Origin of the sequence: Azonexus sp. R2A61 (assembly GCF_021401135.1) — a bacterium.
Lineage (GTDB): Bacteria > Pseudomonadota > Gammaproteobacteria > Burkholderiales > Rhodocyclaceae > Azonexus.
Window position 1 is genome coordinate 391,354 of sequence record NZ_JACBFO010000001.1, and the last position, 26,006, is coordinate 417,359.

A 26,006-nucleotide genomic window follows, 5' to 3' on the forward strand; every position below is an offset into this window, starting at 1 on the left:
TGGAACCCCTTCAATTTCCGGGGTGATTCAATGACGACAGTGCGCCGATTTCCTGCCGTTCAGTCATAGTCGCTGGCCCAAGTGCCCTCATAAAGCATCTTCGCACCTGTCGCTTCCTTGATAGCTTGGCGTACATCAGAGCGTTTCAAATCCAGCACGCGCAACTTGCCGCACGCTTCTGCAATAGACTCGATACGCCGGTAGGCGTTGCCGTAGGATTCAGCATAGATTGCCAGTCCCTTCAGCTTGGGAAGGGCATCAGCCAAGTACAAGCCATGAGGATCGACCAAATCCACCACTACCTTGCCGTCCTGCTCAGCAAAGAAGATAAAGTCGGGGCGAACGATTTTGTATTGCTCATCATCCACGTAGGCGATGCCTAGAGATGACTGCCCTGGCTGTTGCGGGTTGCGATACCAGAACCGGAAGCCGGTGCGCTTCATCTCGGCATCAATAACTGCGAGCTCCCAGCTACTCTTAAACTCAGCCGGATATTTCCCGTCCTTGTCACAAAGCAGATGGCTTTTCCAAGTCGGGAAGATAATGTCCTTGTCGTTCTCGCGTGCTTTGGTTGCCTCGTAGCGGGATTCGGGTTTGGCCAAATCGACTCTCTGCGGCTCGGTGCTCATCTCGATGATTTGCCGATAGGATTCTTTCCGGTCGTCACTGAGCACCTTGATCTGTGGGGCATAAGTCGTCAGCCACGCCTTGGCCAGCTTGTCAGCCTCTGCGTCAAAGTAAGCCTGTACCTCTGTAACCAGGCCGAGGCCGGCTACGGTGACACGGGCCTCCACGATGGCCTCCAGGAATTCCTCCGGATCGTCGTCAACGCTGGCAACTTTCTTCGCCAGATGTTCGACGTAGGTGCGAGCAATGTCCGGGCTGAAAATGCGTGCTGCACGCCTAAAGGCATCGTCAATCACCGCCACATCGGCATCTTCCCAGAATTCATCAAAGCTCTTTGCCTTACCCTTCATGTCGGCGATCACCGTTTTGCCATCCACGGTCATCACCGATTTTCGCTTTGCCTCAATCTTCTCTTTCTGGCTTTCCTGGAACGCATCTAACGCTTTGTGCATCTCCGCATGAGCCAGCCTGCCTGCGCGGGTCACGATGTCGTCGGACGCCAATTCATGCGCCAGCGCAGTCAATCGTTTGGCCGGCTTCGCACCACGCTGTGGGCGGGTCTGTGATGGCAGAGATTCGAAGGCATCCCAAACTGCTGCCGATGCTTCTGGGTTGGGTTTCACCTCAACATAGTCGATGAGAATGCGCCCCGAAGGCGGTGCCGAGTCGTCGCCCGTCATCAAAGCATCAACAACTTCCTCCACCGTCTTGCGACTGAACTTCGGCAATAGGCAATCCACGGCATTCAATCGATCATTGCCGGGGATACGGCGTGCCAGCGGTGAACGCACCATGCGCCCCAACAACTGGGTAATGTGTGTGCGATCGCTGGCAGCTCTGAAGGACACCATCACTTCAGCACGAGGGCAATCCCAGCCGGTGCTAATTGCATCCTTTGCAATTAGAATCCGAACCCAAGTCGACTCCTGCACACGTTGGGGTTCGATGTAAGGCACGTCGCGGTTGCCGAAGCGCTGTGTCGTATGTTCGCCAAACACATGGGCCACACTGGTGGAGGGCAACTCGGGATAACGCTCGAAGATGGTATCCAGCGCGCGACCTATCTCGTACGGGTCGGGTGTATTGGGAACCTGCAACACCATCAGCGGAACAACAACGTGCGCCTCTTCTTGCTGCTTGGCGTACTCCGCCCAAGCGGTGCTTGATTCCTTTAATTTGTCAGTCGCACGCCGTACCAGTACGGTATCGAAATCACCGACTTCATCTGGAATATCCAGCAAGATCGTGTCCTTGATGAGGCCCGATTCCTGAACCTTGGCCGCATCCACCACGACGTTGGGTAGTTTGATATGCTTACCAGCGAACTCAATGGCTTTGTTGAAACGTTCGACTGTTGCCGAGATTCCCCAAACTGCGGGGATGCCAGGCACACCGCCAGATCCATTGATAAGACGCTGAACGATGGTCCCTTTTTCATTAGGTATTGCATTGCCCATGCCACGATGCGCTTCGTCTAGCACTAGATAAAGCGTCAACTCCGGGTCTTCGATGGTGTTCTTGATTGTGTCCCAAATGGTGTAGGCCCGCAGATCGGGGCGGGTGTCCGGTAGTAGGCTGCCTGCTTTTGTTTCCAGTTCCTCTTGGTCGAAGCCTCGCACCAGTAGACTGTTCTTGCCCAGCTTCTGCGTGTTGAGGAAATAGATTTTTCCGGCCTCGAATCTGGGACGATTGAAGGTGTTTTCCACCACAACCATATCGGTGTGATTGATACGGTCGCTGGCCTCCATCAGGCGAAAACGGGTCTGTTCGTTCAAAGATGGGTCGTCGCTGAACCAGATCACCACGGCGCCAGGATCGGCATCAAAGTCAAATTCATCATCGCCATGGAACAAGGCTTCAAATGCGGCAGCCGCCATAACGGTTTTACCCGCACCCGTAACGGCGGTGAGGGAAAACGCGGTTTTGTCGGATTCGCCCTGCCAGAGACGACGGGCTTTTCTTAGATTGGACAAGGCATCGCGCACTGCGTCGCGTTGATAGTCCTTGAGGGTGAACTTCATGCCTTACTCCCCATTGGTGAAGCTGAAATTGGTCAGATAGGACTCATACAGACGCACGGGCTCCACACCATCAGGCAATCGCTTGGTAATGGCCTGGAAGCGGCGGTCGTCGTCAGTCACGATGTAGGCAACGCGCAGTCCTGCTTTGCTCATGGCTTGAATAAAGGGCGTGGCCTGATCTACTTCGGTCAGTAAGCCGTAGTTGTCAGCCACTTCCCAGCCCTCGGCAGGCAGTTTGTCGATACGCCGACCTTGGGCCCCCGCCCGCAGCCACAACAAAGGCGCAATTCGAGCATAGGCCAGATTGTGATTGACTGCGCTCCTGGCCTCGTAGGTCAGCGTGAAGAACTCGGCGTTCTCCTCGAACCCGTCGGCTATAGGAAATTCATCAATGAACTTGTATTCCCCGTTAATGGGGTCACCATTTGGTGTTTTTCCTGTAATCGCGGCGGCCACTCTAGGCTTGGTAATGTAGTCGCAGATACCGTACTTCTCCCACTCGACGTCACCAGGACGTAGCCCACGTTCGCGTAATACCTTTTGCTCTTCAGCCGCCACTTCGTTATTTGTAACGGAAATACACTGACGACTACCATCATCTTGATGGTTCAGACGCATCACAGCATGTGCCGTTGTTCCTGAACCAGCAAAGAAATCCAAAATGACGGCTTCAGGTTTCTTCGACAGAAAAAACTTAAGTGCGTCCTCAACCGCATACAACGCTTTGGGGAATGGGAATTTCCTCTTCGGCAGCATTTCTGCCAACAGTTTGCTGCCGTACTCGCCCGCATTGTGAGAAGGCATTTTCCAAACAGTTTTCGGCTGCGTAACCTTTGTGTTCTCTGGGTAGCGAACAACCAAGGTGCCATCCGGTTTTTTGCCGATGGTTTCTATTTCGCCAGATTCAACCTTACCCATAATCCCAGACGACAGGTATGACATAGGAAATTTTCGAATATCTGGGTTGATTTTCCCAAGTCGTAATGCCCCTTTTGAAAGAAGCTCCCTCGCTTTGTCTGGCCCGATTCCCCAGCGCCCTTCGACCCCACTAGGGTGATTCGGAGGCCAAACCGCGACTGTGCCTTTGGGGGGAACTACAGACTCTTTGGACTCATCCCACGGCAAAGCTTCTCCGAAGGAGTGAATTCGCGAACTCTCACAGTCAATGAATACAGGGTAGAAGGCGCCAGGGCTATCTGTTCTCACACCTTGAGCACCTCCACGAATTAAACTCGACCACTTGACGTTCTGGCTTGCTGCTGCATTCTTACTTTCATCCAGCATGTCACGTACTTCGGCAACTACGCGTGCACCGAAATAAATTACAAATAAATGTTCTTCGACCCTCGAGAAATCTCCGCCAAGCGAGGCACCTTTTGGGTTAATTACCGTAGTAATCATTTGAATGCGGCTGCCAGAAAAAATTTGCTCTAATAAGAGCGCCAGTCTATGGACTTCGTCTTCGTCTATAGAGCAAATAAGGATGGAATCAAACGGCTTGAGTAGTTCTTTGGCTACTAGCAGTCGGCGCTCCATCATGGCTAGCCATTTGCTGTGCCGATACAAGTCGTCGGCCTCAACGTAGTCGTTGTTGTACTTCCAGTCCTTTGCACCCGTGTTGTAAGGCGGGTCGATGTAGATGGCATCTACCTTGCCTCGGTGCGTATAGGTCAGCGCCTTCAGCACGTGGTAATTCTCGCCATTGATGATCGTGTGAAATGGCTTGTCGCCTCCTTGTTCCACCTTACCTGTACTGACTAGTCCTGGATAAATAGTGTCTCGGAACTCAGCCACAACAACCAGATCATCAAGTGCGACGGATTGCGTTTCTACTTCCGCTGAGTCCAGCAGTTCCAGATCGGCTAGGTTTTTAGCCTTGTGAATGGCTTTGACTTGCCATAGGCGCTGATCGCCCTTCTTGGTCACGCCACGTTCGGGTAGCACGCGAACCTTGTCGCCCTTACGAATGGGGCGTAGCGGCAGTTCAACCGCTTCCGGGCTGTGGCGCTCAAAGTTAAGGCCGAAAGGCAGTCGTGAAGACAGGGCTTTAAACTCCCGTTCCAGGTCGGAACCTAGTTGTGCGTCCTTGGCTTTCGTTCGAGCCAGCAGGTCAGTAAGTCGAGACACGGCGGTTCCCTGTTTATTGCATGAAATGATTAAGGGTGGGGAGATGCAGCATCAGAGCTCCCCTTGCTTTGTTTTATTTTCGATACTTGCGGCAATCCAGTGATCCAGTTCGTCGCGTCGAATGCACCATGTCACGCCGAACTTGAGCGCTGGTACTGCCAGAACTTGCCAATTTTCCCACATCGTTCCGGAATGTTGATCCTTAAAGCAAGGAATATTGCATTTGTCATTGGGCGTGAAATTGCTGCCCAATTCACAGCGAGAGACCAAAAGCAGCAATGTTCGACACTTGTGGTGCAAAAAATGAAAAGGCTCCTTTCGGAGCCTTTTCACTATCTATGTCAGCAGTTTTTCACTAACTTGGCACAGCTTTCACTTTCTGTGTCACCCAACAAATTTCTTCAAATATCGATCCGCGCATTCAAAGCATTGTTTTCAATGAATTCACGCCGCGGTTCCACGTTTTCCCCCATCAGCGTGGTGAAGATCTCGTCGGCGGCAATCGCGTCGTCGATCTGCACGCGCAGCAGGCGGCGGACAGTCGGGTCCATGGTGGTTTCCCACAGCTGCTCGGGGTTCATTTCGCCGAGGCCTTTGTAGCGCTGTTTGCTGATGCCGCGTTCGACTTCGTTGAGCAGCCACTTCATGGCTTCGCCGAAGTTGGTGATCAGCTGCTTCTTCTCGCCTCGGGCAATGTAGGCGCCGGCACCGAACAGGTCGGCCAGGGTTTCGGCAGTGCGCTTGAGTTGCAGGAAATCGCCGGATAGCAGCAGATCCTCGTCGATCAGACCGACCTTGAGGTTGCCGTGGTGCATGCGTTCGACACGCAGGATCCAGCGTTCCTGGATGTCATCGAACTTCGGTACCAGTTGGGTGCCGGCCGGAACGTGGGCGCCGATCAGTTCGGCGCTGGCGCGGGTTTTTTCCTCGCTGGACAGGTCGACCGCAAGATTGTGGCGAACGATGGCGTGCAGCACGTCCGGATTGATCAGGTGCGCCAGGCGTTCGATGACGGCCTCGGTGGCCAGCCAGTTGCGGGCCAGGGCTTCCAGCGCCGGGCCGGTGATCGGTTCGGCATCGGCGCGGGGCGTCAGCACGGATTCGGACAGCGCCGAGTTGAGCAGGAACTGGTTGTATTCTTGGTCATCCTTCAGATAACGCTCGGTCTTGCCGTGCTTGACCTTGTACAGCGGCGGCTGGGCGATATAGACGTAGCCGCGCTCGACCAGCTCGGGCATCTGGCGATAAAGCAGCGTCAGCAGCAGCGTGCGGATGTGGGCGCCGTCGACGTCCGCGTCGGTCATGATGATGATGCGGTGGTAGCGCAGCTTTTCGACGTTGAAGTCGTCCTTGCCGATGCCGGTGCCGAGCGCGGTGATCAGCGTGACGATCTGTTCGGACGAGATCAGCTTGTCGAAGCGCGCCTTCTCGACGTTCAAGACCTTGCCGCGTAGCGGCAGGATCGCCTGGAACTTGCGGTCGCGGCCCTGCTTGGCGGAACCGCCGGCGGAGTCACCCTCGACGATGTAGATTTCGCACAGCGCCGGGTCCTTTTCCTGGCAGTCGGCCAGTTTGCCGGGCAGGCCGACGCCGTCCAGCACGCCCTTGCGCCGCGTCATTTCGCGGGCCTTGCGGGCCGCTTCGCGGGCGCGGGAGGCTTCGACGATCTTGCCGCAGATGGTCTTGGCGTCGATCGGATTCTCGAGCAGGAAGTCGGCGAGCTTCTGGGCGACGACTTCTTCGACGGCCGGCCGTGCTTCGCTGGAGACCAGTTTCATCTTGGTCTGCGAGGCGAACTTGGGATCGGGCATCTTCACCGACAACACGCAGGCCAGGCCTTCGCGCATGTCGTCACCGGCAATCTCGACCTTGGCCTTCTTGGCAATCTCGTTTTCGTCGATATATTTGTTGATGACGCGGGTCATCGCGGCGCGCAGGCCGGTCAGGTGGGTGCCGCCGTCGGACTGCGGGATGTTGTTGGTAAAGCAGAGCACCTGTTCCTGGTAGGAATCGTTCCACTGCATCGCCACTTCGACGCCAATCGTCACGCCGTCGCCACCGACCTTGGCTTCGCCGGTCGAGTAGAAAATTTTCGGGTGCAGCACGGTCTTGGTGCGATTGACGTACTCGACGAAGCTCTGCACGCCGCCGGCGAAAGCGAACAGCTCTTCCTTGCCGGAACGTTGGTCGACCAGCTTGATGCTGACGCCGTTGTTCAGGAAAGACAGCTCGCGCAGGCGCTTGGCCAGGATTTCGTAGTGAAATTCGACGTGGCCGAAGATTTCCTCGTCAGCCAGGAAGTGCACTTCGGTGCCGCGCTTTTCGGTATCGCCAAGAACCTTCAGCGGCGAGATTTCAAAGCCGTCGCGCGTCTCGATCACGCGGTCGACCGGCACACCACGGCAAAATTCCATGAAATGCTTCTTGCCGTCGCGGCGGATGGTCAGGCGCAGGAACTTCGACAGCGCATTGACGCAGGAAACGCCGACGCCGTGCAAACCGCCGGAAACCTTGTACGAGTTCTGGTTGAACTTGCCGCCGGCGTGCAGCTCGGTCAGCGCGATTTCGGCGGCCGAGCGCTTGGGTTCGTGCTTGTCGTCCATTTTGACGCCGGTCGGGATGCCGCGGCCGTTGTCGATGACCGAAATCGAGTTGTCGGTGTGGATGGTGACGATGATGTCGTCGCAATGCCCGGCCAGCGCTTCGTCGATCGAGTTGTCGACGACTTCGAAAACCAGGTGATGCAGGCCAGTGCCGTCGGACGTATCGCCGATGTACATGCCGGGCCGCTTGCGCACGGCCTCCAGGCCTTCGAGGATCTGGATGCTGGATTCACCGTAAGCCGGTGCGGCGCCTTGCGGGACGTTCTCTTCACTCATTGTTCTGCTTCCACTTGAAACGATGAGGCCAGCCGGGCGGCTGGCCTGGGTGACGTCAACGACGCCCGGATCAGATGCGCATCGGCATCACGACGTACTTGAAGCGGTCGTTGCCGGGCAGCGTAACCAGCGCGCTGGAGTTGGCGTCGTTGAAGCTCCACTGGATTTCGTCGGCATGCACGTTGTTCAGCACATCGAGCAGGTAACCGACGTTGAAGCCGACATCGATGGCATCGCCAGTGTAATTCACCTCGATCTCTTCCTGGGCTTCTTCCTGTTCGGCGTTGGCCGCGATCAGCTTCAGGCTGTTCTCACCGAGCACGACGCGTACACCGCGGAATTTCTCGTTGGTCAGGATGGCGGCGCGCTGCATGGCCTGCATCAGCGTCTGCCGCGCCACGGTCATGTGATTCTTCAGCGTGGCCGGAATCACGCGTTCGTAGTCCGGGAACTTGCCATCGATCAGCTTGGAGACCAGCACGATGGAACCAAAGGCGAAACGCACCTGGTTGGGCGCCAGCGTGACGTTCAGCACATCGTCGGTATCGACCAGCAGACGGTTCAGTTCGAGCACCGTCTTGCGCGGCAGGATCATTTCCTGGCGCGGCAGTTCAGTTTCGATGCCGACGCTGGCATAGGCCAGACGGTGACCGTCGGTGGCCACGGCACGCAATTCCTTGCCATCGACCATCAACAACAGGCCATTCAGGTAGTAACGAACGTCCTGTGCCGCCATCGAATACTGGGTCTTGGCGATCAGCTGGCGGAAGTCCTTCTGCGTGATCTGGAAGGTCTTGGTTTCGCCATCGGCCAGCGTCATCCGCGGGAAATCGTCGGCTGGCAGCGTTTGCAGGCTGAAACGGCTCTTGCCACCCTTGACCTGCAGACGCTTGTCTTCCAGGTTGAGCGTGATCTCGGTGCTGTCCGGCAGCGAACGGAGGATTTCCTGAAGCTTGCGGGCACCGACCGTTACCGCACCGTCGCCTTCGCCGTTGCCGACATCGGTGCTGGTGGTGATCTGAATTTCGATATCGGTGGCCAGCAGGGTCAGCCGATCGCCCTTCTTTTCCAGCAATACATTGGACAGGATGGGCAGGGTGTGGCGACGTTCAACGATACCCGACACGGACTGCAGCGGTGCCAGAAGCGTGTCTCTTTGGCTTTTAATAAGAACCATAAATTAAATTCCTTTGTAGACAATATCGGGAACAGTTCTGTGGATAACTAAAAAATTCTTTTTCGTTTCATCAACTTGAAATCAAAAACAGGTTCTGCGAAAGCCTCTGAATTGGCTGTGGATGAAATCTGGACAATTTTCCCACAAAGCGGGTTTTGCCGGACCATCCACAATCCACCGACAGCTTGTCCACAGACTTGTCGACAATTTCATCCTTTCAGCACCTGCAACAGGACGTGTAGATCGTGATTGAGCTCGTTGTCCTTGGCGCGTAATGCGTCGATCGTCTTCACTGCATGAATCACGGTGGTGTGATCGCGGCCGCCGAAAGCATCGCCGATTTCCGGAAAACTGTGCGAGGTCACTTCGCGGCACAGCCACATGGCAACTTGGCGCGGCCGGGCGATGTTGCGCGTACGTTTTTTGGAGAACAGGTCGGCGACCTTGATCTTGTAGTAGTCGGCAACGGTCTTCTGGATGTTGTCGATACCGACGTTGCGTACCGAACCGATGACATCCTTCAGCGCTTCCTTGGCCAGATCGAGGGCGATGACCCGGCCGTGGAAGGACGAATAGGCCAGCACCTTCTTCAGCGCACCTTCGAGCTCACGAACGTTGGAGCGCAGGTGCTTGGCAATGAAGAAGGCAACTTCGTCGTCGAGCTGCAGGCCTTCGGCTTCGGCTTTCTTCTTCAGGATGGCGACGCGCATTTCCAGTTCGGGCGGCTCGATCTGGACGGTCAGCCCCCAGTCGAAACGCGTCACCAGGCGGTCGTCGAGACCGTTGATGTCCTTCGGATAGGTGTCGCAGGTGATGATGATCTGCTTGCGCGCTTCGATCAGCGCGTTGAACAGGAAAAAGAACTCTTCCTGCGAGCGGTTCTTGCCGTTGAAGAACTGGACGTCGTCGAGCAACAGCACATCGAGTGTGCGGTAGGCCCGCTTGAAGGCATCGAAGGATTTCTGCTGATAGGCGCGGACGACGTCGGAGTAGTAATCCTCGGCGTGTACGTAACGAACGATCTTGTCCGGGTTGTCGGCAATGATGTGATTGCCGATGGCGTGGATCAGGTGAGTCTTGCCGAGGCCGGCACCGCCGTAGATGAACAGCGGATTGTAGGCACCGCCCGGATTGCTGCCGACCTGCAGTGCGGCGGCGCGGGCCAGGTCGTTGGCCTTGCCGACGACCAGATTGTCGAAGGTGAAATTGGGAAACAGCCGCGATTTTTCGTAGGGGCTGTTGCCGCGACCGCGCGGCTTTTCCTGACTGGCCGGTCTGGCGGCGGGCTTTTCCGGTGCCGTCGCCGCGGTTTTTTCACCAATCGGGCTGTTGACCGCAGCCGGCATCATGCTCGGCTTGCTACTGCCGATGACCAGCGAAATGCTCACCGGTGCCGAGAAAAAGTTCTTCGAATAGTCTTCGATGCGCGACAGATAACGGTCGCGGACCCATTTCAGGATGAAGCTGTTCGGCGCGATCAGGCGCAAGCCGTCGTCGAGCGCCGTGCTTTCCCCTTCCAGGCGCAGGGGCCTGATCCAGGTATTGAATTGTTGCGCAGGCAATTCCTGTTCAAAGCGCTGCAGACAGGATTCCCAAAAACCGGCCATTGAAACGACAACTCCTCCCGGTGCCCCGTTGAGGATCGGGGCCGGTGAAATATAACACCATGATTATATGAGATTATTTTGGCCTGGAATCTTGTGGAAAGACGGCCGGGCAAGGGGCGATTCTATCCCTTATCAACAAAGTTATCCACAGCGTCAGTAAATAATTCAGGTTGACAGTACCGGGTGAAACAAGGTGTAATCACGCGTTTTTCTCAGTACATCAAGGAATTACGACATGAAACGCACGTATCAACCGTCGGTCGTGCGCCGCAAGCGCACCCATGGCTTCCTGGTCCGTTCGCGCACCAAGGGCGGTCGCGCAGTTCTCGCTGCTCGTCGCGCCAAGGGTCGCAAGCGTCTGGCCGTTTAATTAGCCGGACGCCCGGCGAGGTGGTTTCAAGCTTCGCCAGATGCCATCGCCTGACAAAAACGGATGAATTTTCATCCGTTTTTGGTTTTCGGCGGGCCATTCGCGGTCAGTGGCTGATGCTGCATTACCAGCCGAGCCAGGATGCCGCACGCGGTGCCCGGATCGGACTGGTGGTCGGCAAGAAGCAGTTCAAGCATGCGGTCGACCGCAATCGCGTCAAGCGCATCGTCCGCGAACAGTTCCGGCTTCGCCGCGCGGCATTGCCGGCTTTCGATCTGGTCGTCCGCTTGCATGCCAAGCAGGCGCCGTTGACCGGACCGGCGCTGGCCAGGGATCTGAACGATCTGCTCGACCGTCTGGTCCGACGTAGCAGGAAAGAGGAGGAAAACGGATGAAATGGCCCCTGATCGCGCTGATCCGCTTTTATCAATATGCGATCAGTCCGCTGTTCGGCCGTCGTTGCCGCTATTTCCCCACCTGTTCCGAATACACGCTCGAAGCGATCGGCAAGCACGGCGCGCTGAAAGGCGCCTGGCTCGGTGCCAAACGTATCGCCCGTTGCCATCCCTGGCAGCCGGGCGGGTATGATCCGGTACCCTGATTTTATATTGCAACCCAATTTAGGCCGCCCATGGATACCCGTCGCCTGATTCTCGTCATGATCTTCGCCTTCTCCAGCTTCATGCTGTGGGAAAACTGGCAGCAGCACAAAAATCCCAAGCCGGCGCCGGTTGCCGCGGCCAGCGTCGAAACCGGCGCTGCCGCCGGTAGTGCGACGCCGACGCCGTCGGTCAGCCTGCAGGCTGGCGGTTCGGCCGTCACCGCCAGCGCACCGGCTGCGGTTGCTACCGCCGAAACCTTCACGATCAGCACCGATCGCGTCAAGGCCATCGTTTCCTCGCAAGGCGGCGATCTGGTCGAACTCGAACTGCTCGGTTATCGCGAGCACGACGACAAGGACAAGCATTTCGTGTTGTTCGGCAACAAGCACCAGTATGTTGCCCAGAGCGGTCTGATCGGTGACGGTCTGCCGAATCACCGTACCGTGTTCAAGCGCGTGCCGGGTCCGGATGCGCTGGCCGATGGCCAGGACGAACTCCGTGTCCGCTTCGAAAGCGAAGGTCCTACCGGGATCAAGGTCGGCAAGACGCTGGTGTTCAAGCGCGGCAGCTATGTCGTGAATGTGATCTGGGATGTTGCCAACGGCAGCGACAAGCCGCTGGCGCCGCACGCTTACTACCAGATCCAGCGCGACGACGTGGCGCCGGTCGGCGATACCGCGATGATGCATACCTTTACCGGTATGGCCGTCTACACCGAAGCCGACAAGTACCAGAAGGTGGCTTTCTCCGACATCGCCGACAACAAGGCCAAGTTCGCCAAGACGGCCGATAACGGCTGGCTGGCCATGGTTCAGCATTATTTCGTCGCCGCCTGGGTGCCGCAGGCCGGTCAGCAGCGCGAGTTCTACATGCGCAAGCTGGACGGCAGCAAGCTGTTCCAGGCCGGCGTGATCGTGCCGGTCGGTGAAATCGCACCGGGCGCCAAGGTGGAAAGTACCGTCGAACTGTTTGCCGGTCCGCAGGAACAGGCTGCGCTGAAGCAGGTCGCGCCGGGTCTCGAGCTGGTCGTCGATTACGGCTGGCTGACCGTCATCGCTGCGCCGATCTTCTGGGCGCTGCAGGCAATCCACGGCCTGGTCGGCAACTGGGGCTGGGCCATTGTCGTGCTGACCGTGCTGATCAAGCTGGCGTTCTTCCCGCTGTCGGCCGCGTCGTACAAGTCGATGGCCAAGATGCGCCTGGTCACGCCGCGCCTGATGCAGCTCAAGGAACGCTACGCCGACGACAAGCCGCGTCTGAACCAGGAAATGATGAAGCTGTACCAGAGCGAGAAGATCAACCCGCTCGGCGGCTGCCTGCCGATCCTGATCCAGATTCCGGTCTTCATCGCGCTCTACTGGGTGCTGCTCGGCGCCGTCGAAATGCGCGACGCGCCGTGGGTCGGCTGGATCACCGATCTGGCTTCGCCCGATCCCTGGTACATCCTGCCGGTGATCATGATGGCTTCGATGTTCATCCAGATGAAGCTCAACCCGACGCCGCCGGATCCGATCCAGGCCAAGGTGATGATGATCATGCCACTGGTGTTCGGCGTGATGTTCTTCTGGTTCCCGGCCGGCCTAGTGCTCTACTGGGTGGTCAACAACATCCTGTCGATCGCCCAGCAATGGCAGATCACGCGGATGATGGAAAGCGGCGGCAAGGCTGCCAACGATGCCAAAGCCTGAGGTGTGAAGAACGACACCATCGCCGCCATCGCCACGGCTCCCGGCCGTGGCGGGGTCGGCGTGATCCGGGTTTCGGGCAGCAATTTGCTGCCCTTTGCTTTTGCGCTGACCGGCAAGACGCCAAAGCCGCGCTACGCGACCCTGGCCGATTTCCGTGCCGCCGACGGTGCTGCGGTCGACACCGGTTTGCTGCTGTTTTTCCCCGGCCCGAATTCGTTCACCGGCGAGGACGTGCTTGAACTGCAGGGCCACGGCGGCCCGGTCGTCATGCAACTGCTGCTGGCCCGCTGCCTGGACCTCGGCGCGCGGCTCGCCGAACCCGGCGAATTCAGCCGTCGCGCTTTCCTCAACGGCAAGATGGACCTGGCCCAGGCCGAGGCCGTCGCCGACCTGATCGACGCCGCCACCGCCAGCGCCGCCCGCTCGGCGGTACGTTCGCTGCAGGGCGAATTCTCGCGCGCCATCGGCGAACTCAACGAGGAACTGATCAACCTGCGCATGCTGGTCGAGGCGACCCTCGATTTCCCCGAGGAAGACATCGATTTCCTCAAGGCTGCCGACGCCTTCGGCCGACTCGACCGGCTACAGAAGAAACTGGCCGAGATCTTCGACCGCGCCGGCCAGGGCAAGCTGCTGCAATCCGGGCTGCACGTCGTTCTCGCCGGCCAGCCCAACGTCGGCAAATCGTCGCTGCTGAACCGCCTGGCCGGCGACGAGCTGGCCATCGTCACGCCGATCGCCGGCACCACCCGCGACGCCCTGCGCTCGACCATCCAGATCGAGGGCATTCCGCTGCACATCATCGATACCGCCGGCCTGCGCGATACCGACGACGAAGTCGAGAAGATCGGCATCGCCCGCAGCTGGCAGGAAATCGAGAAGGCCGACGTGGTCCTGCTGCTGGTCGACGCAAATCAGGGGATTTCTGCGGTCGACCGCGAGATTCTCGGAAAAATGCCGGCCCGGCTGCAGCGCATCACCGTCTACAACAAGATCGACCTCGCCGGCCGCGAACCCGAACGCCACGACGAAGCCGAGGGCGTTGCCATCTCGCTGTCGGCCAAGGCCAACCGCGGCGTCGACCTGCTGCGCAGCGAACTGCTGCGCGTCGCCGGCTGGCACCAGGCCGAGGATGTCTTCATCGCCCGCGAACGCCACCTGCGGGCCCTGGCCAGCGCCCGCGACCATGTCGACAGCGCGCGTGCCGTGGTCAGTGGCGCCCTGCCCGCCCTCGAACTGTTCGCCGAGGAACTGCGCCTGGCTCAGCAGGCGCTCGGCGAAATCACCGGCGAATTCACCGCCGACGACCTGCTCGGCGTCATCTTCAGCCGTTTCTGCATCGGCAAGTAAGCGCGGCCGGTCGGCCGTCGTTCAGGCCGCTGGCAGTGCGTCCAGCCAGTCGGCCAATGTCTGTGCGGCCACCGGCCATTGCGGGTCGAGGATCAGCATGTGGCCGGCTCCTTCGATGACGACCGTGCGCGCTTGCCAGACGGCGGCGGTGAAATGCAGCATCGACGCGGGAAACACCGCATCCCGGCTGCCGCCCATGACCAGCGCCGGAATCCGCGGCCGGGCGCTGCGCGCGCGCCACGGCGGGCAGACCATCTCGGCGACGGCCAGGTCCGACTCGGGGCCGATCAGCGGCAGATATTGCTCGGTTTCCTCGGCTTTCAGATCCGGCGAAAAATAGACCTGGGCCATCACCCGCAAGGTATTGGCGGTGGGCGTGCCGCCGACCGCGTTGGGCAATTCCGCGAAGAACTCGGGAACCTGCAGCAGCAGGCGGCTGGCCGAACCGCCAGTCCCGCTCGGCGGCACCGGTGCCAGCAGTGCAACGGCGACGGCGCGGGCATCGGCCCGGGCCAGGTAGCGCTCGATCACCATGCTGCCCATCGAATGACCGATCAGCACTGGTGCGCCGTCCAGTTGGTCGACGGCCCAGGCGAGATCTTCGGCATAGTCGTCCAGGCCGAAGCGATTGAGCTGTTCCCGGCCGCCGCTTTTTCCGTGTCCGGACAGGTCGACCGCAAAACAGTCGTAACCCAGCCCGTTCAGGAAGGGGATGAAGTTCAGTTGCCAGCCGCCAGCGTGCGTGTAGCCGCCGTGGACGAAAAGCAGCGGGGGATGGCCGGCGGATCGGGGAGCCGGGTGGCGATGCAGCGCGATGGTGGTTTGGGGCATTGGGGAAATTTTCGTTGGGGTGATCGGCCATCGTCCGTGGCCGTGAGGGCGATACCGGGGAAGGTTCAGCCGCGCTCCGATTCCATCCGGTTGCGGCGAACGATCGCATCGGCAATTTCGCGACCGATCGTGTCGGCGTCCGGCAGCTTGTTCGGGCGGAAGACGATCAGCGGTACGCCCAGACTCTGCAATGCTGCGCGCTTTTCATCTTCGGCGGTATCGCTGGCGGTGGTCGGCCAGGCCAGTTCGATGGCGGCGATGATCGAGAATTCCGTGTCGCAGACGACGAAATCGACGCCCCGGCCGGCCATCCGTGCCAGCCGCTGGGCTTCCTGGCGACCGCGGGCCAGCGCCAGCTGGGCGACGCCGACCTGGGCGAAGACCAGCATGTTGGGCATCGCTTCGCACAGCCGGTGGTAGAGTTCCTGCTCGCTGTCGTTGAGCAGCCGGTAAGGTTTCCGTTTCGGCATGTCGACGAAGCGCGTTTGCGGATCGAGATCGAGCTGCTGCTGCGCTTTTGCGGCAGGTCGCGGAGCTGCCGCCGGCATCGGCTGATAGGCCGGCTCGGGCAGCGGAGCCGCGTCGCGGCGGCGCAGCACCAGAAAGGCGACGAGCAGCACAGCCGCCACGACGAGACCCAGGCTCAGGTAATCCATGTTCGTGTTCCCCCTTAGATGCAAGCCATTATACCGACAGCGTAATGTCCGTTGCGGACGGCAAGCCCGATGAGTGCAGCCTTCGAGCATGCCGCTCCGCTGCTTCTGTTCGCCCTGGTCGGCGCGGCTTTCGTCGCCGGCCTGGTCGATGCGGTGGTCGGCGGCGGCGGTCTGGTACAGATTCCGGCCTTGTTCACCGCCTTTCCCGGCCAGCCGCCGGCCACCCTGTTCGGCACCAACAAGCTGGCCAGCGTGTTCGGCACGGCCAATGCCGCGTGGCGTTACGGAAGGCGCATCGCGATGCCCTGGACGACGGTGCTGCCGGCGGCGGCTGCTGCCTTCGCCATGTCCTACGCCGGTGCCGCGGCGGTCGCCTGGCTGCCGCGCGACGCGCTGCGGCCGTTGATCCTGCTCCTGCTCGTCCTGGCTGCGGTCTACACGCTGTGGCGCAAGGATTTCGGCAGCCTGCACCGGCCCAGCCGCGACGGCCGCAACGCTTTTTTCGCCGCCTGCCTGCTGGGCGGCGCGATCGGTTTCTACGACGGTTTCTTCGGACCGGGCACCGGCAGCTTCCTGATTTTCCTGTTCGTCCGTTTCTTCGGCTTCGATTTCCTGCACGCATCGGCCGCGGCCAAGGTGGTCAACGTGGCGACCAATCTGGCGGCCCTCCTCTTCTTCCTGCCGGCCGGTCATGTCCTGCTCGGACTGGGTATCGCCATGGCCGTTGCCAATATCGCCGGTTCGACTGCCGGCGCCTGGCTGGCCTTGCGGCACGGCAGCGGTTTCGTGCGCGGTGTGTTCCTGTTCGTCGTCGGCACGCTGATCCTGCGTTTCGCCTGGGACACTTTCGCCGCCTGAAATTGCGGGAACCGATGGCAACGGTCTTTTTCCAATAGAATCCAGCCCGTTCTCCGAGGATTTCCCATGCGCGTCACACTCGTTCATCCGGCCGGCTTCAACTTCGTTCCCGGGCAGCCCGATTTTTCCGTGCTGGCCAACCGCATGCCGCCGATCGGCATCATGCAGCTCGCGTCGTGGCTGGAAAAGTTCGGGCACAGCGTGCAACTGCACGATTGCCTCGGCCCCTACGCACCGCCGACGACGGCCGAGAACGCCGAGATCGTGCTGGCCACGGATCCGGAAATGGTCGGTTTTTCGGCGACCACCTCGGGTTTCATGGATGCCTTCGAGATCGCCGCCTACATCCGCGAACGCCGGCCGGAAATCAGGATCGTCTTCGGCAACGTGCATGTCTCGTCGCTCGGTGCGCCCATCCTCGAGAAGTTTCCGGAAATCGACTATCTGGTGATCGGCGAGGGCGAAGGCGCCATGCTCGAACTGGCCGACGGCAAGCCGCTGGCCGGGATCGGCAACCTGATCTGGCGCGACGCCGACGGCCGCATCGTCGCCAACCCGCGGCGCGACCGCATCCTCGATCTCGACGAACTGCCCTTCCCCGCCTACGAGAAGCTGGCCGGTTTTCCGCATGCCTACCATCTGCCGCTGTTCGCTTACGAAAAGCGGCACGGTGCGACGATGATCACCTCGCGCGGCTGTCCCTACACCTGCTCGTTCTGCGACCGGACGGTGTTCGAGCGCCTGTACAAGACCAATTCGCCGCAGTACATCTACGATCACATGAAGTACCTGCGGGACAACTTCGGCGTCTGGCACATCAACATGTACGACGACCTGTTCACCGCCAAGAAGCAGCGCGTGCTGGACCTCTGCGAACTGTTGATCGAGAAGCCGCTGGGCATGCAGTTCAACTGCGCGATCCGCGCCGGCCATACGTCGGACGAGATGCTGCACAAGTTGAAAAAGGCCGGTGCGCTGATGGTGTCGCTGGGTATCGAATCGGCCGACCCGGAGATGATGGATCGCCACAAGGCCGGCGTGACGCTCGACGCGGTGCGCGATACGGTGAAATCGATCCATGCCGCCGGTTTGCGCGCCAAGGGCCTGTTCATCTTCGGTATGCCCGGCGAGACGCCGGAAACGGTGCGCACGACCAGCGATTTCATCCTGTCGCTGGAACTCGACGAAATGAACATGACCAAGTTCAGCCCGCTGCACGGTGCGCCGATCTGGGACGAATGCGTCAACGACCCGAACGGCGATTTCGTCGAGGACTGGCGGCTGATGAACTGCCTGAACTTCGTCTACAAGCCGGAAGGCTTTGCCACCCGCGAAGAGATGGACGCGCTGTACAACTGGCACGTCAAGCGCTTCTACGACAGCAAGGGCTATCGACGCCGCTTTGCCAAACGTCTGTGGCAGCACCGCTGGAGTTTGTGGCACGTGTTGAAGCACCTGCCGGAAACCATCGCCGCGGCGCGCTATTTCAGTGCCAACAAGGAACAGCTTGAGAAGGCCAAGCGCGAATTCGCATTGCATCCGCGCCAGCCGCTCGGTCTGCAGCCGCAGTTGTCGACCGACCTGCAGATCGACAACATCGTGTCGATGTCGCCGGTCAAATTGACCCGGCGCGATGCCGCCAAGCTGATCATTCCCGTGGTGTACGAGGGTGCGGCGGCGGAATCCGCCTGTTGCACGCCGGCGGTCGCGCGCGCGGCGGTATAATCCCCGGTCGCCGGCGGGGCCATGTTGCACCGTACCGGTGCAGACAATAATGTGTGCCGCGACAGAGATGGCATGGACGGGGTAACCGGATGGATCAATTCACTCAGACGGTCGAGCGTCGCCAGTGCGACGTTCTGGTGATCGGCGGCGGGCCGGCAGGATCGACGGTGGCGCCGTTGCTGGCGGAAAAAGGCTACAAGGTGGTGATGCTGGAAAAAGCGCGGCATCCGCGTTTCCACATCGGCGAATCGCTGTTGCCGGCCAATCTACCGCTGTTCGAGCGGCTCGGCGTGGCCGACGAGGTGAAGGCGATCGGCATGGAAAAATGGGGTGCCGAGTTCGTCTCGATGTTCCATGACAACACATCGCAGGTCTTCCATTTTTCGGAAGCCTGGAACAAGTCCATGCCCTACGCCTACCAGGTCAAGCGCGACGAATTCGATACCGTGCTGATCCGCAATGCGGCACGCAAGGGGGTCGAGGTTCACGAAGGCTGCAAGGCGAAGACCATCGATTTCCTGCCAGACAACAGCGTGGCGATCCGCGCCGCGCACGATGACGGTCATGAAACCGAGTGGCAGGCCCGTTTCGTGGTCGACGCCTCCGGCCGCGATACTTTCCTGGCCAACCGTTTCCGCATCAAGCACCGCAACCCGAAGCACAACAGTTCGGCGATCTACGGTCATTTCCGCAACGCCCGCCGGCACGACGGCCAGGCGGAAGGCAACATCACCATCTTCTGGTTCGAGCACGGCTGGTTCTGGTTCATCCCGATGATGAACGACGTGACCAGCATCGGCATGGTGACCTGGCCCTACTACATGAAGACCAAGGGCGAGCGCAGCCTGGAGCAGTTCCTGCGCGACGGCATCGCGATGTGCCCGGCACTGGCCGAGCGGCTCAAGGACAGCGAGCTGATCAACGAGGTCGAGGCCACCGGCAACTTCTCCTACGTGTCGGACCGCAACCACGGCGCCAACTATCTGCTGCTCGGCGATGCTTATGCCTTCATCGATCCGGTGTTCTCGTCCGGTGTGTTGCTGGCGATGAACAGCGGCCTGATCGGCGCCGAGGCCATCGACACCTGCCTGCGCGATCCGGCGCATGCCCCGGCGGCGCTGAAGCGTTTCGATACGCTGATGAAGCATGGCCCGAAGGAATTCTCGTGGTTCATCTACCGGGTGACCAATCCGATCATGCGCGATTTCTTCATGTATCCGAAGAACATCTTCCGGGTGAAGGAAGCGCTACTGTCGGTGCTGGCCGGCGACATCTTCGGCAAGACGCCGATCTGGCGTTCGATCTGGATGTTCAAGTTCCTCTACTATTTCGCCAACCTGATCCAGCCGAAGCGCGCCTTCATGGGCTGGCGCCGTCGCCGGTTCAACATCCGGCGGGTCGACGATCCGGCGATGGATCCGGTCTAGGTGAGTTTGCATTTCCGTTTTCTCGATGCGGCGCTGGCGCCGGCCGACGCCGGCCGCGTGCTGGGCGGGGCTCTGCTCGGCGCGCCGGCGGTTGCGGTCGACTGGCCTGAACAGGCGATTTTTGCGCCTTTGCCCGGGTCGACCGCAGCAACGCTGCGCGAGGCCTGGCTGGTCGAAAGCGACTGCATCGCCGGGCGCGACGACGGCATCGTCTGGCGGCGCCACGGCGATCTGCTGTACGGCGTGCTGACGCTGGACGAGGCCGATTTCGCCGGCACCGCCGTGCCGCCGCTGCAGGCCGCCACCGATACCGCCTACCGGCGCATCTTCGGCCTGCTCGATGCCTGCGGCCTGCCCCATCTGTGGCGGGTCTGGAACTACCTGGCCGACATCAACGGCGAAACGCACGGGCTGGAGCGCTACCGCCAGTTCAACATCGGCCGCCAGGAGGCCTATGCCGCCTGCCGGCGCGACGCCGCCGACGGCAGCGCACCGGCCGCCTGCGCCATCGGCCTGGCCGGCGGTCCGTTGTCGATCGCCTTTCTGGCCGCTGCGCAACCGGCGCAGGCCATCGAGAACCCGCGCCAGGTCAGCGCCTATCATTACCCGGCCGACTACGGGCCGCGCAGCCCGACCTTCTCGCGCGGCGCGCTGGCCCGGACGGATGGACGGGAACTGCTGTTCGTATCGGGGACCGCCAGCATCGTCGGCCACCGCACCGTGCATGCCGGCGATGCCGCCGAGCAGACGCGTGAGGCGATGCGCAACATCGCCGTGGTCATCGACGAAGCGAACCGCCTTGCCGCCCGCCCGTTCGCCCTGCCGGCCGCCGACTATCGCGTCTACCTGCGACATGCCGCCGACTACGCCGCGGTGCGTGCCGCCCTGGCCGATACCCCGGGAATCGCCGAGGCTGCGGTGTTCGTGCAGGCCGATATCTGCCGCAGCGACCTGCTGGTCGAAATCGAGGCCCTGGCCGCTCATGTCCGCGTCGACGACTGAACCGGGTTTCTGCCAGCGCACCTTGTGGACCGCGTACGAAGCGCTGGCCATGGTGCTCGGCCTGTCGGCGCTGGCCGTCATCTGCCTGGCCTGGCTGCCGTTCGCGCTGCTGCTCAATCCGCTGCTGTCGCGACCGCTCGGCCAGCGCGTCGGCCGGCGGGCGATCCGCGGCGGCTTCCGGCTTTACCTCGGTTTTCTCGAAACCTTCTGCGCCTGCCGCTTCGAGATCGACGAACTCGACGCGCTGCGCGACGAAGCGCCGCTGATCCTGGCCGCCAACCATCCGTCGCTGCTCGATGCGGTGATGCTCCTGTCGCGCCTGCCGAACGCCGTCTGCGTGATGAAGGCGGCGCTGCTCGACAACATCCTGTTCGGCGCCGCCGCGCGCCTGGCCCGTTACATCCGCAACGACGCGGCGCTGCAGATGATCCTCGACGCGCGCGACGAACTGCGGCGCGGCGCGCACCTGGTGATCTTCCCGGAAGGCACGCGCACGACACACTTTCCGATCGACCGCTGCATGCCGACCGCCGGCCTGATCGCCAACCGGGCCAATGCGCCGGTGCAGACCCTGCTGATCGAATTCTCGACGCCGTATCTGGGCAAGGCCTGGCCGCTGTTCCGCCGGCCGGTGCTGCCGCTGCATTGCCGCATCCGGCTCGGCCGGCGTTTTCCGCCACCGGGCGACGTGACTGCGTTCACCGCCGAACTGGAACAGTATTTCCGCCACGAATTGCCGGTCGCCGGCCCGTCGACCGCAGCAACGCCGGCATGAGCGTCCCGATGAACCCTGCCTCGTCCACCCATCTCGTGCTGATCCCCAGCTACAACCCCGGCCCGCGCGTGGTCGCCACCGTCGAGGCGGCGCGGGCGCAATGGACGCCGGTCTGGGTGATCGTCGACGGCAGCACCGACGGCAGCGCCGCGACCTTGCAGCGGATGGCCGCCGCCGATGCCGGCCTGCGCATCGTCGTGCTGCCGGAAAACCGCGGCAAGGGCGGCGCCGTGCTCGAAGGCATGACGCGGGCCGCGGCCGAGGGCTACACCCACGTGCTGACCATGGATTCCGACGGCCAGCATCCGGCGGCGCTGATTCCGGCATTCATGGCCGCCTCGCAGGCCGCACCGGCGGCGATGGTGCTCGGCAAGCCGGTTTTCGATGCCGATGCGCCGGCATTGCGGGTCAACGGCCGCAAGGTGTCGAACTGGTGGGCCAACCTGGAAACCCTGTGGCAAGGCATCGGCGATTCGCTGTACGGTTTCCGCGTCTACCCGGTCGGCCCGCTGATGCGGATCATGCGGTCGACGCGTTTCATGCGCCGTTTCGACTTCGATCCCGAAGCCGTCGTCCGCCTGTGCTGGGCCGGCGTGCGGCCGATCAACATCGACGCCCCGGTGCGTTACTTCTCGGCCGGCGAAGGCGGCGTCTCGCATTTCCGTTATCTGCGCGACAATACCCTGCTGACCTGGATGCATACCCGGTTGTTCATTGGTTTCATCGTTCGCCTGCCCGCCCTGTTGTTCCGGCGCCGGCGCCATTGAGAGGAGAGTTGCCGTGCCCCGCGCCGCACTGAAGAAGGATGCCCGTCTGCAGAACTATTTTTCCGATGAGGCCGAGCGGCGCAGCGTCACGCGGGCCCTGTTCGACGAGGCGGCAGCCGGTTACGACCAGGCGGAATTCCTCACCGGCCTGGGCAGCGGCCCGTGGTACCGGCGCGAAGTGCTGCGCCGCTGCGGCCTGCAGGCCGGCATGACGGTGCTCGATGTGGCCGCCGGCACCGGCCTGGTCAGCGTCGAGGCACAGGCGTTGGTCGGCCCGGAGGGTCGTGTGCTGGCGCTCGATCCGTCGCCCGGCATGCTGGCCGAACTGGGCCGCAAGCTGCCGGTCGAGACGCTGGTTGCCTACGCCGAGGAAATTCCGCTGCCGGACGCCAGTGTCGACTTCATTTCGATGGGCTATGCGCTGCGCCACGTCGGCGACATCGACCGCGCTTTCGCCGAGTTCGCGCGTGTACTGCGACCGGGCGGCCGCGTCTGCGTGATGGAAATCAGCCGGCCGGTCAGCCGGCTCGGCCGCAGCCTGCTGCGCGGCTACATCGGCGGCGTTGTGCCGGTGCTGGCGCGGCTGACCGGCAGTCATCGCCAGGTCGGCCGGCTCTGGGAATACTACGGCGACACCATCGAGGCCGCGCTCGATCCCGAGGACATCCTCGCCGCGCTGCGTCGCAGCGGGCTGGGCGAGGTCGATTGCAGCATCACTTTCCGCATCTTCCGCGAGTACACCGCACGCAAGTCATGAACACCACGGAAATCTACCTGCTGGCGATGCTGCTGATCTTTGCCGTGCCGTGGCTGATCTGGCGGCTCGGGCGTACCGACTATTACGCGCCGCTGGTCGTCGTGCAGATCCTGACCGGCATCCTGCTCGGTCCGGGGCTGCTCGGGCAGGTTTTTCCGGACTACTACCGCTTCGTGTTCACGCCGGCGGTGATCCAGTCGCTGAACGGCATCGCCTGGTGGGCGGTGATGATCTTCGTGATGATTGCCGGCATCGAACTCGATCTGAAAAAGGCCTGGGCCCATCGCCGCGAGAGCGGCATCACCGCCGGCCTGGCGCTCGGCGTGCCGCTGCTGTTCGGTGGCATGGCCGCCTTCGTGCTGCTCGGTTTCGACGGCTGGATCGGCGAACGCGGCCGGCCCTGGCAATTCGTGCTCGGCATCGGCATGGCCTGCGCGGTGACCGCGCTGCCGATCCTGATCCTGTTCATGGAAAAGCTGGACATCCTGCGCCAGCCGGTCGGCCAGCGCATCCTGCGCTACGCCAGCCTCGACGACATTGCGATCTGGGGCGTACTGGCGCTGATCCTGATGGACTGGCAACGGGTCGGCCGGCAGGTCGTCTTCCTGATCGCCTTCACCGTCGTCGGCTGGCTGTTCCGCCAGCTGATGGTGCGGCTGGCCGAGCGCGACCGCTGGTACGTGATCTTCATCTGGCTGGCCCTGTGCGGTTTTGCTGCCGACTGGGCCGGGCTGCATTTCATGGTCGGCGCCTTCCTGGCCGGCGCGGTGATCGAGGCCGAGTGGTTTGACCAGGAACGCATGGACCTGCTGCGTCATTTCGTGCTGATGATCGTCATGCCGGTCTTCTTCCTGTCCACCGGCCTGCGCACCGAATGGGGCGTCGGCGGCGTCGCCGTGTTCCTGGCCGCCGGCCTGCTGCTGCTTGCCTCGGTCGGCGGCAAGCTGCTCGGTGTGCGGTTGGCCGGCCGCCTGCTCAACTGGGGGCCCGGCGAAGCCGGCCTGATCGGCTGGCTGCTGCAGACCAAGGCGCTGATCATGATCATCTTCGCCAACATCCTGCTCGACCGTCACATCATCACCAACGAGGCATTCACCGCCCTGCTGCTGATGGCCGTGGCCAGCACCATGCTCACCGTGCCGATGGTCGCACCCCGCCTGAAGAAGCTGGGCGAACTGATCGGCCGCGCGAGCTGAGGAAACATCGATGGCTTTTATCGCGACTTATGCGGTCGACCCCGCAACTCGGGAAGAAATCGATGCCCTGCCCGGCCTGACGCTGCTCGAATTCGGCGTCGCCTGGTGTCCGCATTGCCAGGCGGCGCAGGACGGCATCCGCGACTGGCTGGCCGGCCAGCCGCAGGTGGTCCATCGCAAGATCGAGGACGGCTCCGGCCGGCGCCTCGGGCGCAGTTACCAGGTCAAGCTGTGGCCGACCCTGATCCTGTTGCGCGACGGGCAGGAAATCGCCCGGCTGGTGCGGCCTGGCGGGCAGGACGAATTGCAGGAAGCGTTCGCCGGCTGAACCGCCGGCTCAGATCATCGCGCCGTTGATCGAGACGATCTGTCCGGAGATGTAGGCCGCCCGGTCGGAAGTCAGGAAGGCGACGAGATCGGCGACTTCCTCGGGCTTGCCGGCGCGCTGCATCGGCACCAGCTTCTTGATCGCGTCGGCGTCGAAGCTGCCTTCGATCATGCCGGTTTCGATAATGCCCGGCGCCACCGCGTTGACCGTGATGCCGCGGCTGGCCACTTCCAGCGCCAGCGACTTGGTTGCCGCGTGCAGGGCGCCCTTGGCCGCCGAATAATTCACCTGACCGCGGTTGCCGGCGACGGCGGCGACCGACGAAATATTGACGATGCGGCCCCAGCGGGTGCGGATCATCGGCAGGGTCAACGGCTGCGTGACATTGAAAAAGCCGTTCAGTGACACGTCGACCACGCTATGCCACTGCTCGGCGCTCATGCCGGGAAATACCGCGTCGGCGTGGATGCCGGCGTTGTTGACCAGAATCTGGATGGTGCCGGCTTCGAGCAGGCGCTCGAGCGCGGCGCTGGTCGCCGCCCGTTCGGTGACGTCGAAGGCGACCGCCTCGGCGCTGCCGCCGCCGGCGACGATCTCGTCGACCAGCGCCTGGGCGCGCTCGCTGCCGCGGTTGGCATGGACGATGACGTGATGGCCGTCGGCGGCCAGGCGGCGACAGATCGCCGCGCCGATGCCGCCGCTGCCGCCGGTGACCAGGGCGCGTTTCATGCAGATTCCTTGCAGAGGCCGGGGTCGGGATTTTTACCGTCGACCGGCGGTTGACCGGAAAAAACCGGCCGGTGGCCGGCGGCGTCGAGCACGACGGCGGCGCGCCCGTCGAGCAGACGGCGGCCGGCATGTTCGAGCGAGAACTGGTAGAGCAGCGTGTTGCCGTCGCCGGACAGTCGTTCGGCGCGCACCGCCAGTTCGCCGGGCAGATCGTCGAGCCGGTCGACCTGCAGCGCGACGCTGCGCACGCTGGTCAGGTAGCCCTGGCGCGGCGCTTGGTCGGCGGCGGCGAGCAGCGCGCCATGCACGGCCATTGCCTGCGCCGCGTATTCGATACCGCAGGCAGCGCCGAGGCGGCCGTCGGCGCGCAGCGGGTTGGCCGGGTCGGTGTGACCGGTGGCACGGCACAGCACGTGATCGGGCGACCAGTCGACGACGCCGTCGAGCAGGCACATGCTGCCCTGGTGCGGGATGCGGGCGGCGATCCAGGCGCGGTCGATCATGCCG

Annotated in this window: 23 protein-coding genes; 14 read left to right on the forward strand and 9 right to left on the reverse strand. The window is 61.7% G+C overall.

Annotated elements, in window-relative coordinates; all coding sequences use genetic code 11:
• Positions 1–59: 59 nt before the first annotated feature.
• The 5 genes from L0962_RS01895 to dnaA all read right to left on the reverse strand — a co-directional run bounded on the left by L0962_RS01895 (position 60) and on the right by dnaA (position 10,438).
• Positions 60–2,648 carry a DEAD/DEAH box helicase gene (locus L0962_RS01895; RefSeq protein WP_234083223.1) on the reverse strand — a complete coding sequence of 863 codons (2,589 nt, stop codon included), beginning with the start codon at positions 2,646–2,648 and terminating at the stop codon, positions 60–62.
• 3 nt (positions 2,649–2,651) lie between these two features.
• A complete protein-coding gene (locus L0962_RS01900; protein WP_234083236.1) occupies positions 2,652–4,775 on the reverse strand; it encodes a DNA methyltransferase in 2,124 nt (707 codons plus the stop codon).
• 401 nt (positions 4,776–5,176) lie between these two features.
• Positions 5,177–7,654, reverse strand: a complete 2,478-nt coding sequence (gyrB, locus tag L0962_RS01905) for a DNA topoisomerase (ATP-hydrolyzing) subunit B (protein WP_234083239.1) — start codon at positions 7,652–7,654, stop codon at positions 5,177–5,179.
• 70 nt (positions 7,655–7,724) lie between these two features.
• A complete protein-coding gene (gene dnaN / locus L0962_RS01910; RefSeq protein ID WP_234083243.1) occupies positions 7,725–8,831 on the reverse strand; it encodes a DNA polymerase III subunit beta in 1,107 nt (368 codons plus the stop codon).
• Positions 8,832–9,040: 209 nt separating this feature from the next.
• Positions 9,041–10,438 carry a chromosomal replication initiator protein DnaA gene (gene dnaA / locus L0962_RS01915; RefSeq protein ID WP_234083246.1) on the reverse strand — a complete coding sequence of 466 codons (1,398 nt, stop codon included), beginning with the start codon at positions 10,436–10,438 and terminating at the stop codon, positions 9,041–9,043.
• A gap of 235 nt (positions 10,439–10,673) precedes the next feature.
• Between dnaA and rpmH the strand changes: the two genes are divergently transcribed.
• The 5 genes from rpmH to mnmE are packed head-to-tail and all read left to right on the forward strand — an operon-like array spanning position 10,674 to position 14,448.
• Complete coding sequence (rpmH, locus tag L0962_RS01920; RefSeq protein ID WP_027457001.1) at positions 10,674–10,808, forward strand: 50S ribosomal protein L34; 135 nt, start codon at positions 10,674–10,676, stop codon at positions 10,806–10,808.
• A 20-nt stretch (positions 10,809–10,828) separates the two neighbouring features.
• Entirely contained in the window at positions 10,829–11,203 is a 375-nt protein-coding gene (gene rnpA, locus L0962_RS01925; RefSeq protein ID WP_234083249.1) for a ribonuclease P protein component, read from the forward strand.
• Complete coding sequence (gene yidD, locus L0962_RS01930) at positions 11,200–11,409, forward strand: membrane protein insertion efficiency factor YidD (protein WP_234083253.1); 210 nt, start codon at positions 11,200–11,202, stop codon at positions 11,407–11,409. The genes rnpA and yidD overlap by 4 nt, the downstream gene beginning before the upstream one ends.
• A 30-nt stretch (positions 11,410–11,439) precedes the next feature.
• Positions 11,440–13,098, forward strand: a complete 1,659-nt coding sequence (gene yidC / locus L0962_RS01935) for a membrane protein insertase YidC (protein ID WP_234083256.1) — start codon at positions 11,440–11,442, stop codon at positions 13,096–13,098.
• A 3-nt stretch (positions 13,099–13,101) separates the two neighbouring features.
• Positions 13,102–14,448, forward strand: coding sequence for a tRNA uridine-5-carboxymethylaminomethyl(34) synthesis GTPase MnmE (gene mnmE / locus L0962_RS01940; RefSeq protein ID WP_234083259.1), 1,347 nt, complete (start codon positions 13,102–13,104; stop codon positions 14,446–14,448).
• 21 nt (positions 14,449–14,469) lie between these two features.
• Here mnmE and L0962_RS01945 read toward each other — a convergent pair whose 3' ends face one another.
• Both L0962_RS01945 and L0962_RS01950 read right to left on the reverse strand, forming a co-directional pair.
• A complete protein-coding gene (locus tag L0962_RS01945; RefSeq protein WP_234083266.1) occupies positions 14,470–15,279 on the reverse strand; it encodes an alpha/beta hydrolase in 810 nt (269 codons plus the stop codon).
• 65 nt (positions 15,280–15,344) lie between these two features.
• Positions 15,345–15,935 (reverse strand): DUF2726 domain-containing protein, encoded by a 591-nt coding sequence (locus L0962_RS01950; RefSeq protein ID WP_234083274.1) that lies wholly within the window; start codon positions 15,933–15,935, stop codon positions 15,345–15,347.
• A gap of 69 nt (positions 15,936–16,004) precedes the next feature.
• Here L0962_RS01950 and L0962_RS01955 point away from each other — a divergent pair, with 69 nt between their 5' ends.
• The 9 genes from L0962_RS01955 (at position 16,005) to L0962_RS01995 (ending at position 24,770) form a co-directional block, all read left to right on the forward strand.
• On the forward strand, positions 16,005–16,793 hold the full coding sequence (locus tag L0962_RS01955) for a TSUP family transporter (protein WP_234083292.1): 789 nt from the start codon (positions 16,005–16,007) through the stop codon (positions 16,791–16,793).
• A gap of 66 nt (positions 16,794–16,859) precedes the next feature.
• Positions 16,860–18,518, forward strand: a complete 1,659-nt coding sequence (locus L0962_RS01960) for a radical SAM protein (protein ID WP_234083299.1) — start codon at positions 16,860–16,862, stop codon at positions 18,516–18,518.
• A gap of 89 nt (positions 18,519–18,607) precedes the next feature.
• A complete protein-coding gene (locus L0962_RS01965) occupies positions 18,608–19,945 on the forward strand; it encodes an NAD(P)/FAD-dependent oxidoreductase (protein ID WP_234083305.1) in 1,338 nt (445 codons plus the stop codon).
• Entirely contained in the window at positions 19,946–20,947 is a 1,002-nt protein-coding gene (locus tag L0962_RS01970; RefSeq protein WP_234083311.1) for a Rid family hydrolase, read from the forward strand. It abuts the gene before it with no gap.
• Positions 20,928–21,722, forward strand: coding sequence for a 1-acyl-sn-glycerol-3-phosphate acyltransferase (locus L0962_RS01975; RefSeq protein WP_234083317.1), 795 nt, complete (start codon positions 20,928–20,930; stop codon positions 21,720–21,722). Before L0962_RS01970 ends, L0962_RS01975 begins: the two co-directional genes overlap by 20 nt.
• Positions 21,719–22,489: a glycosyltransferase family 2 protein gene (locus L0962_RS01980; RefSeq protein WP_234083323.1), complete on the forward strand. Its 771-nt coding sequence runs from the start codon at positions 21,719–21,721 to the stop codon at positions 22,487–22,489. The genes L0962_RS01975 and L0962_RS01980 overlap by 4 nt, the downstream gene beginning before the upstream one ends.
• Before the next feature lie 13 nt (positions 22,490–22,502).
• Positions 22,503–23,246 carry a class I SAM-dependent methyltransferase gene (locus tag L0962_RS01985; protein WP_234083326.1) on the forward strand — a complete coding sequence of 248 codons (744 nt, stop codon included), beginning with the start codon at positions 22,503–22,505 and terminating at the stop codon, positions 23,244–23,246.
• Positions 23,243–24,442 carry a cation:proton antiporter gene (locus L0962_RS01990; RefSeq protein WP_234083334.1) on the forward strand — a complete coding sequence of 400 codons (1,200 nt, stop codon included), beginning with the start codon at positions 23,243–23,245 and terminating at the stop codon, positions 24,440–24,442. Before L0962_RS01985 ends, L0962_RS01990 begins: the two co-directional genes overlap by 4 nt.
• Before the next feature lie 10 nt (positions 24,443–24,452).
• Positions 24,453–24,770, forward strand: coding sequence for a thioredoxin family protein (locus tag L0962_RS01995; RefSeq protein WP_234083341.1), 318 nt, complete (start codon positions 24,453–24,455; stop codon positions 24,768–24,770).
• Between the two features lie 9 nt (positions 24,771–24,779).
• Here L0962_RS01995 and fabG read toward each other — a convergent pair whose 3' ends face one another.
• A complete protein-coding gene (fabG, locus tag L0962_RS02000; RefSeq protein ID WP_234083347.1) occupies positions 24,780–25,499 on the reverse strand; it encodes a 3-oxoacyl-ACP reductase FabG in 720 nt (239 codons plus the stop codon).
• Positions 25,496–26,002 carry a hotdog family protein gene (locus L0962_RS02005; protein ID WP_234083353.1) on the reverse strand — a complete coding sequence of 169 codons (507 nt, stop codon included), beginning with the start codon at positions 26,000–26,002 and terminating at the stop codon, positions 25,496–25,498. The genes fabG and L0962_RS02005 overlap by 4 nt, the downstream gene beginning before the upstream one ends.
• Positions 26,003–26,006: the final 4 nt, after the last annotated feature.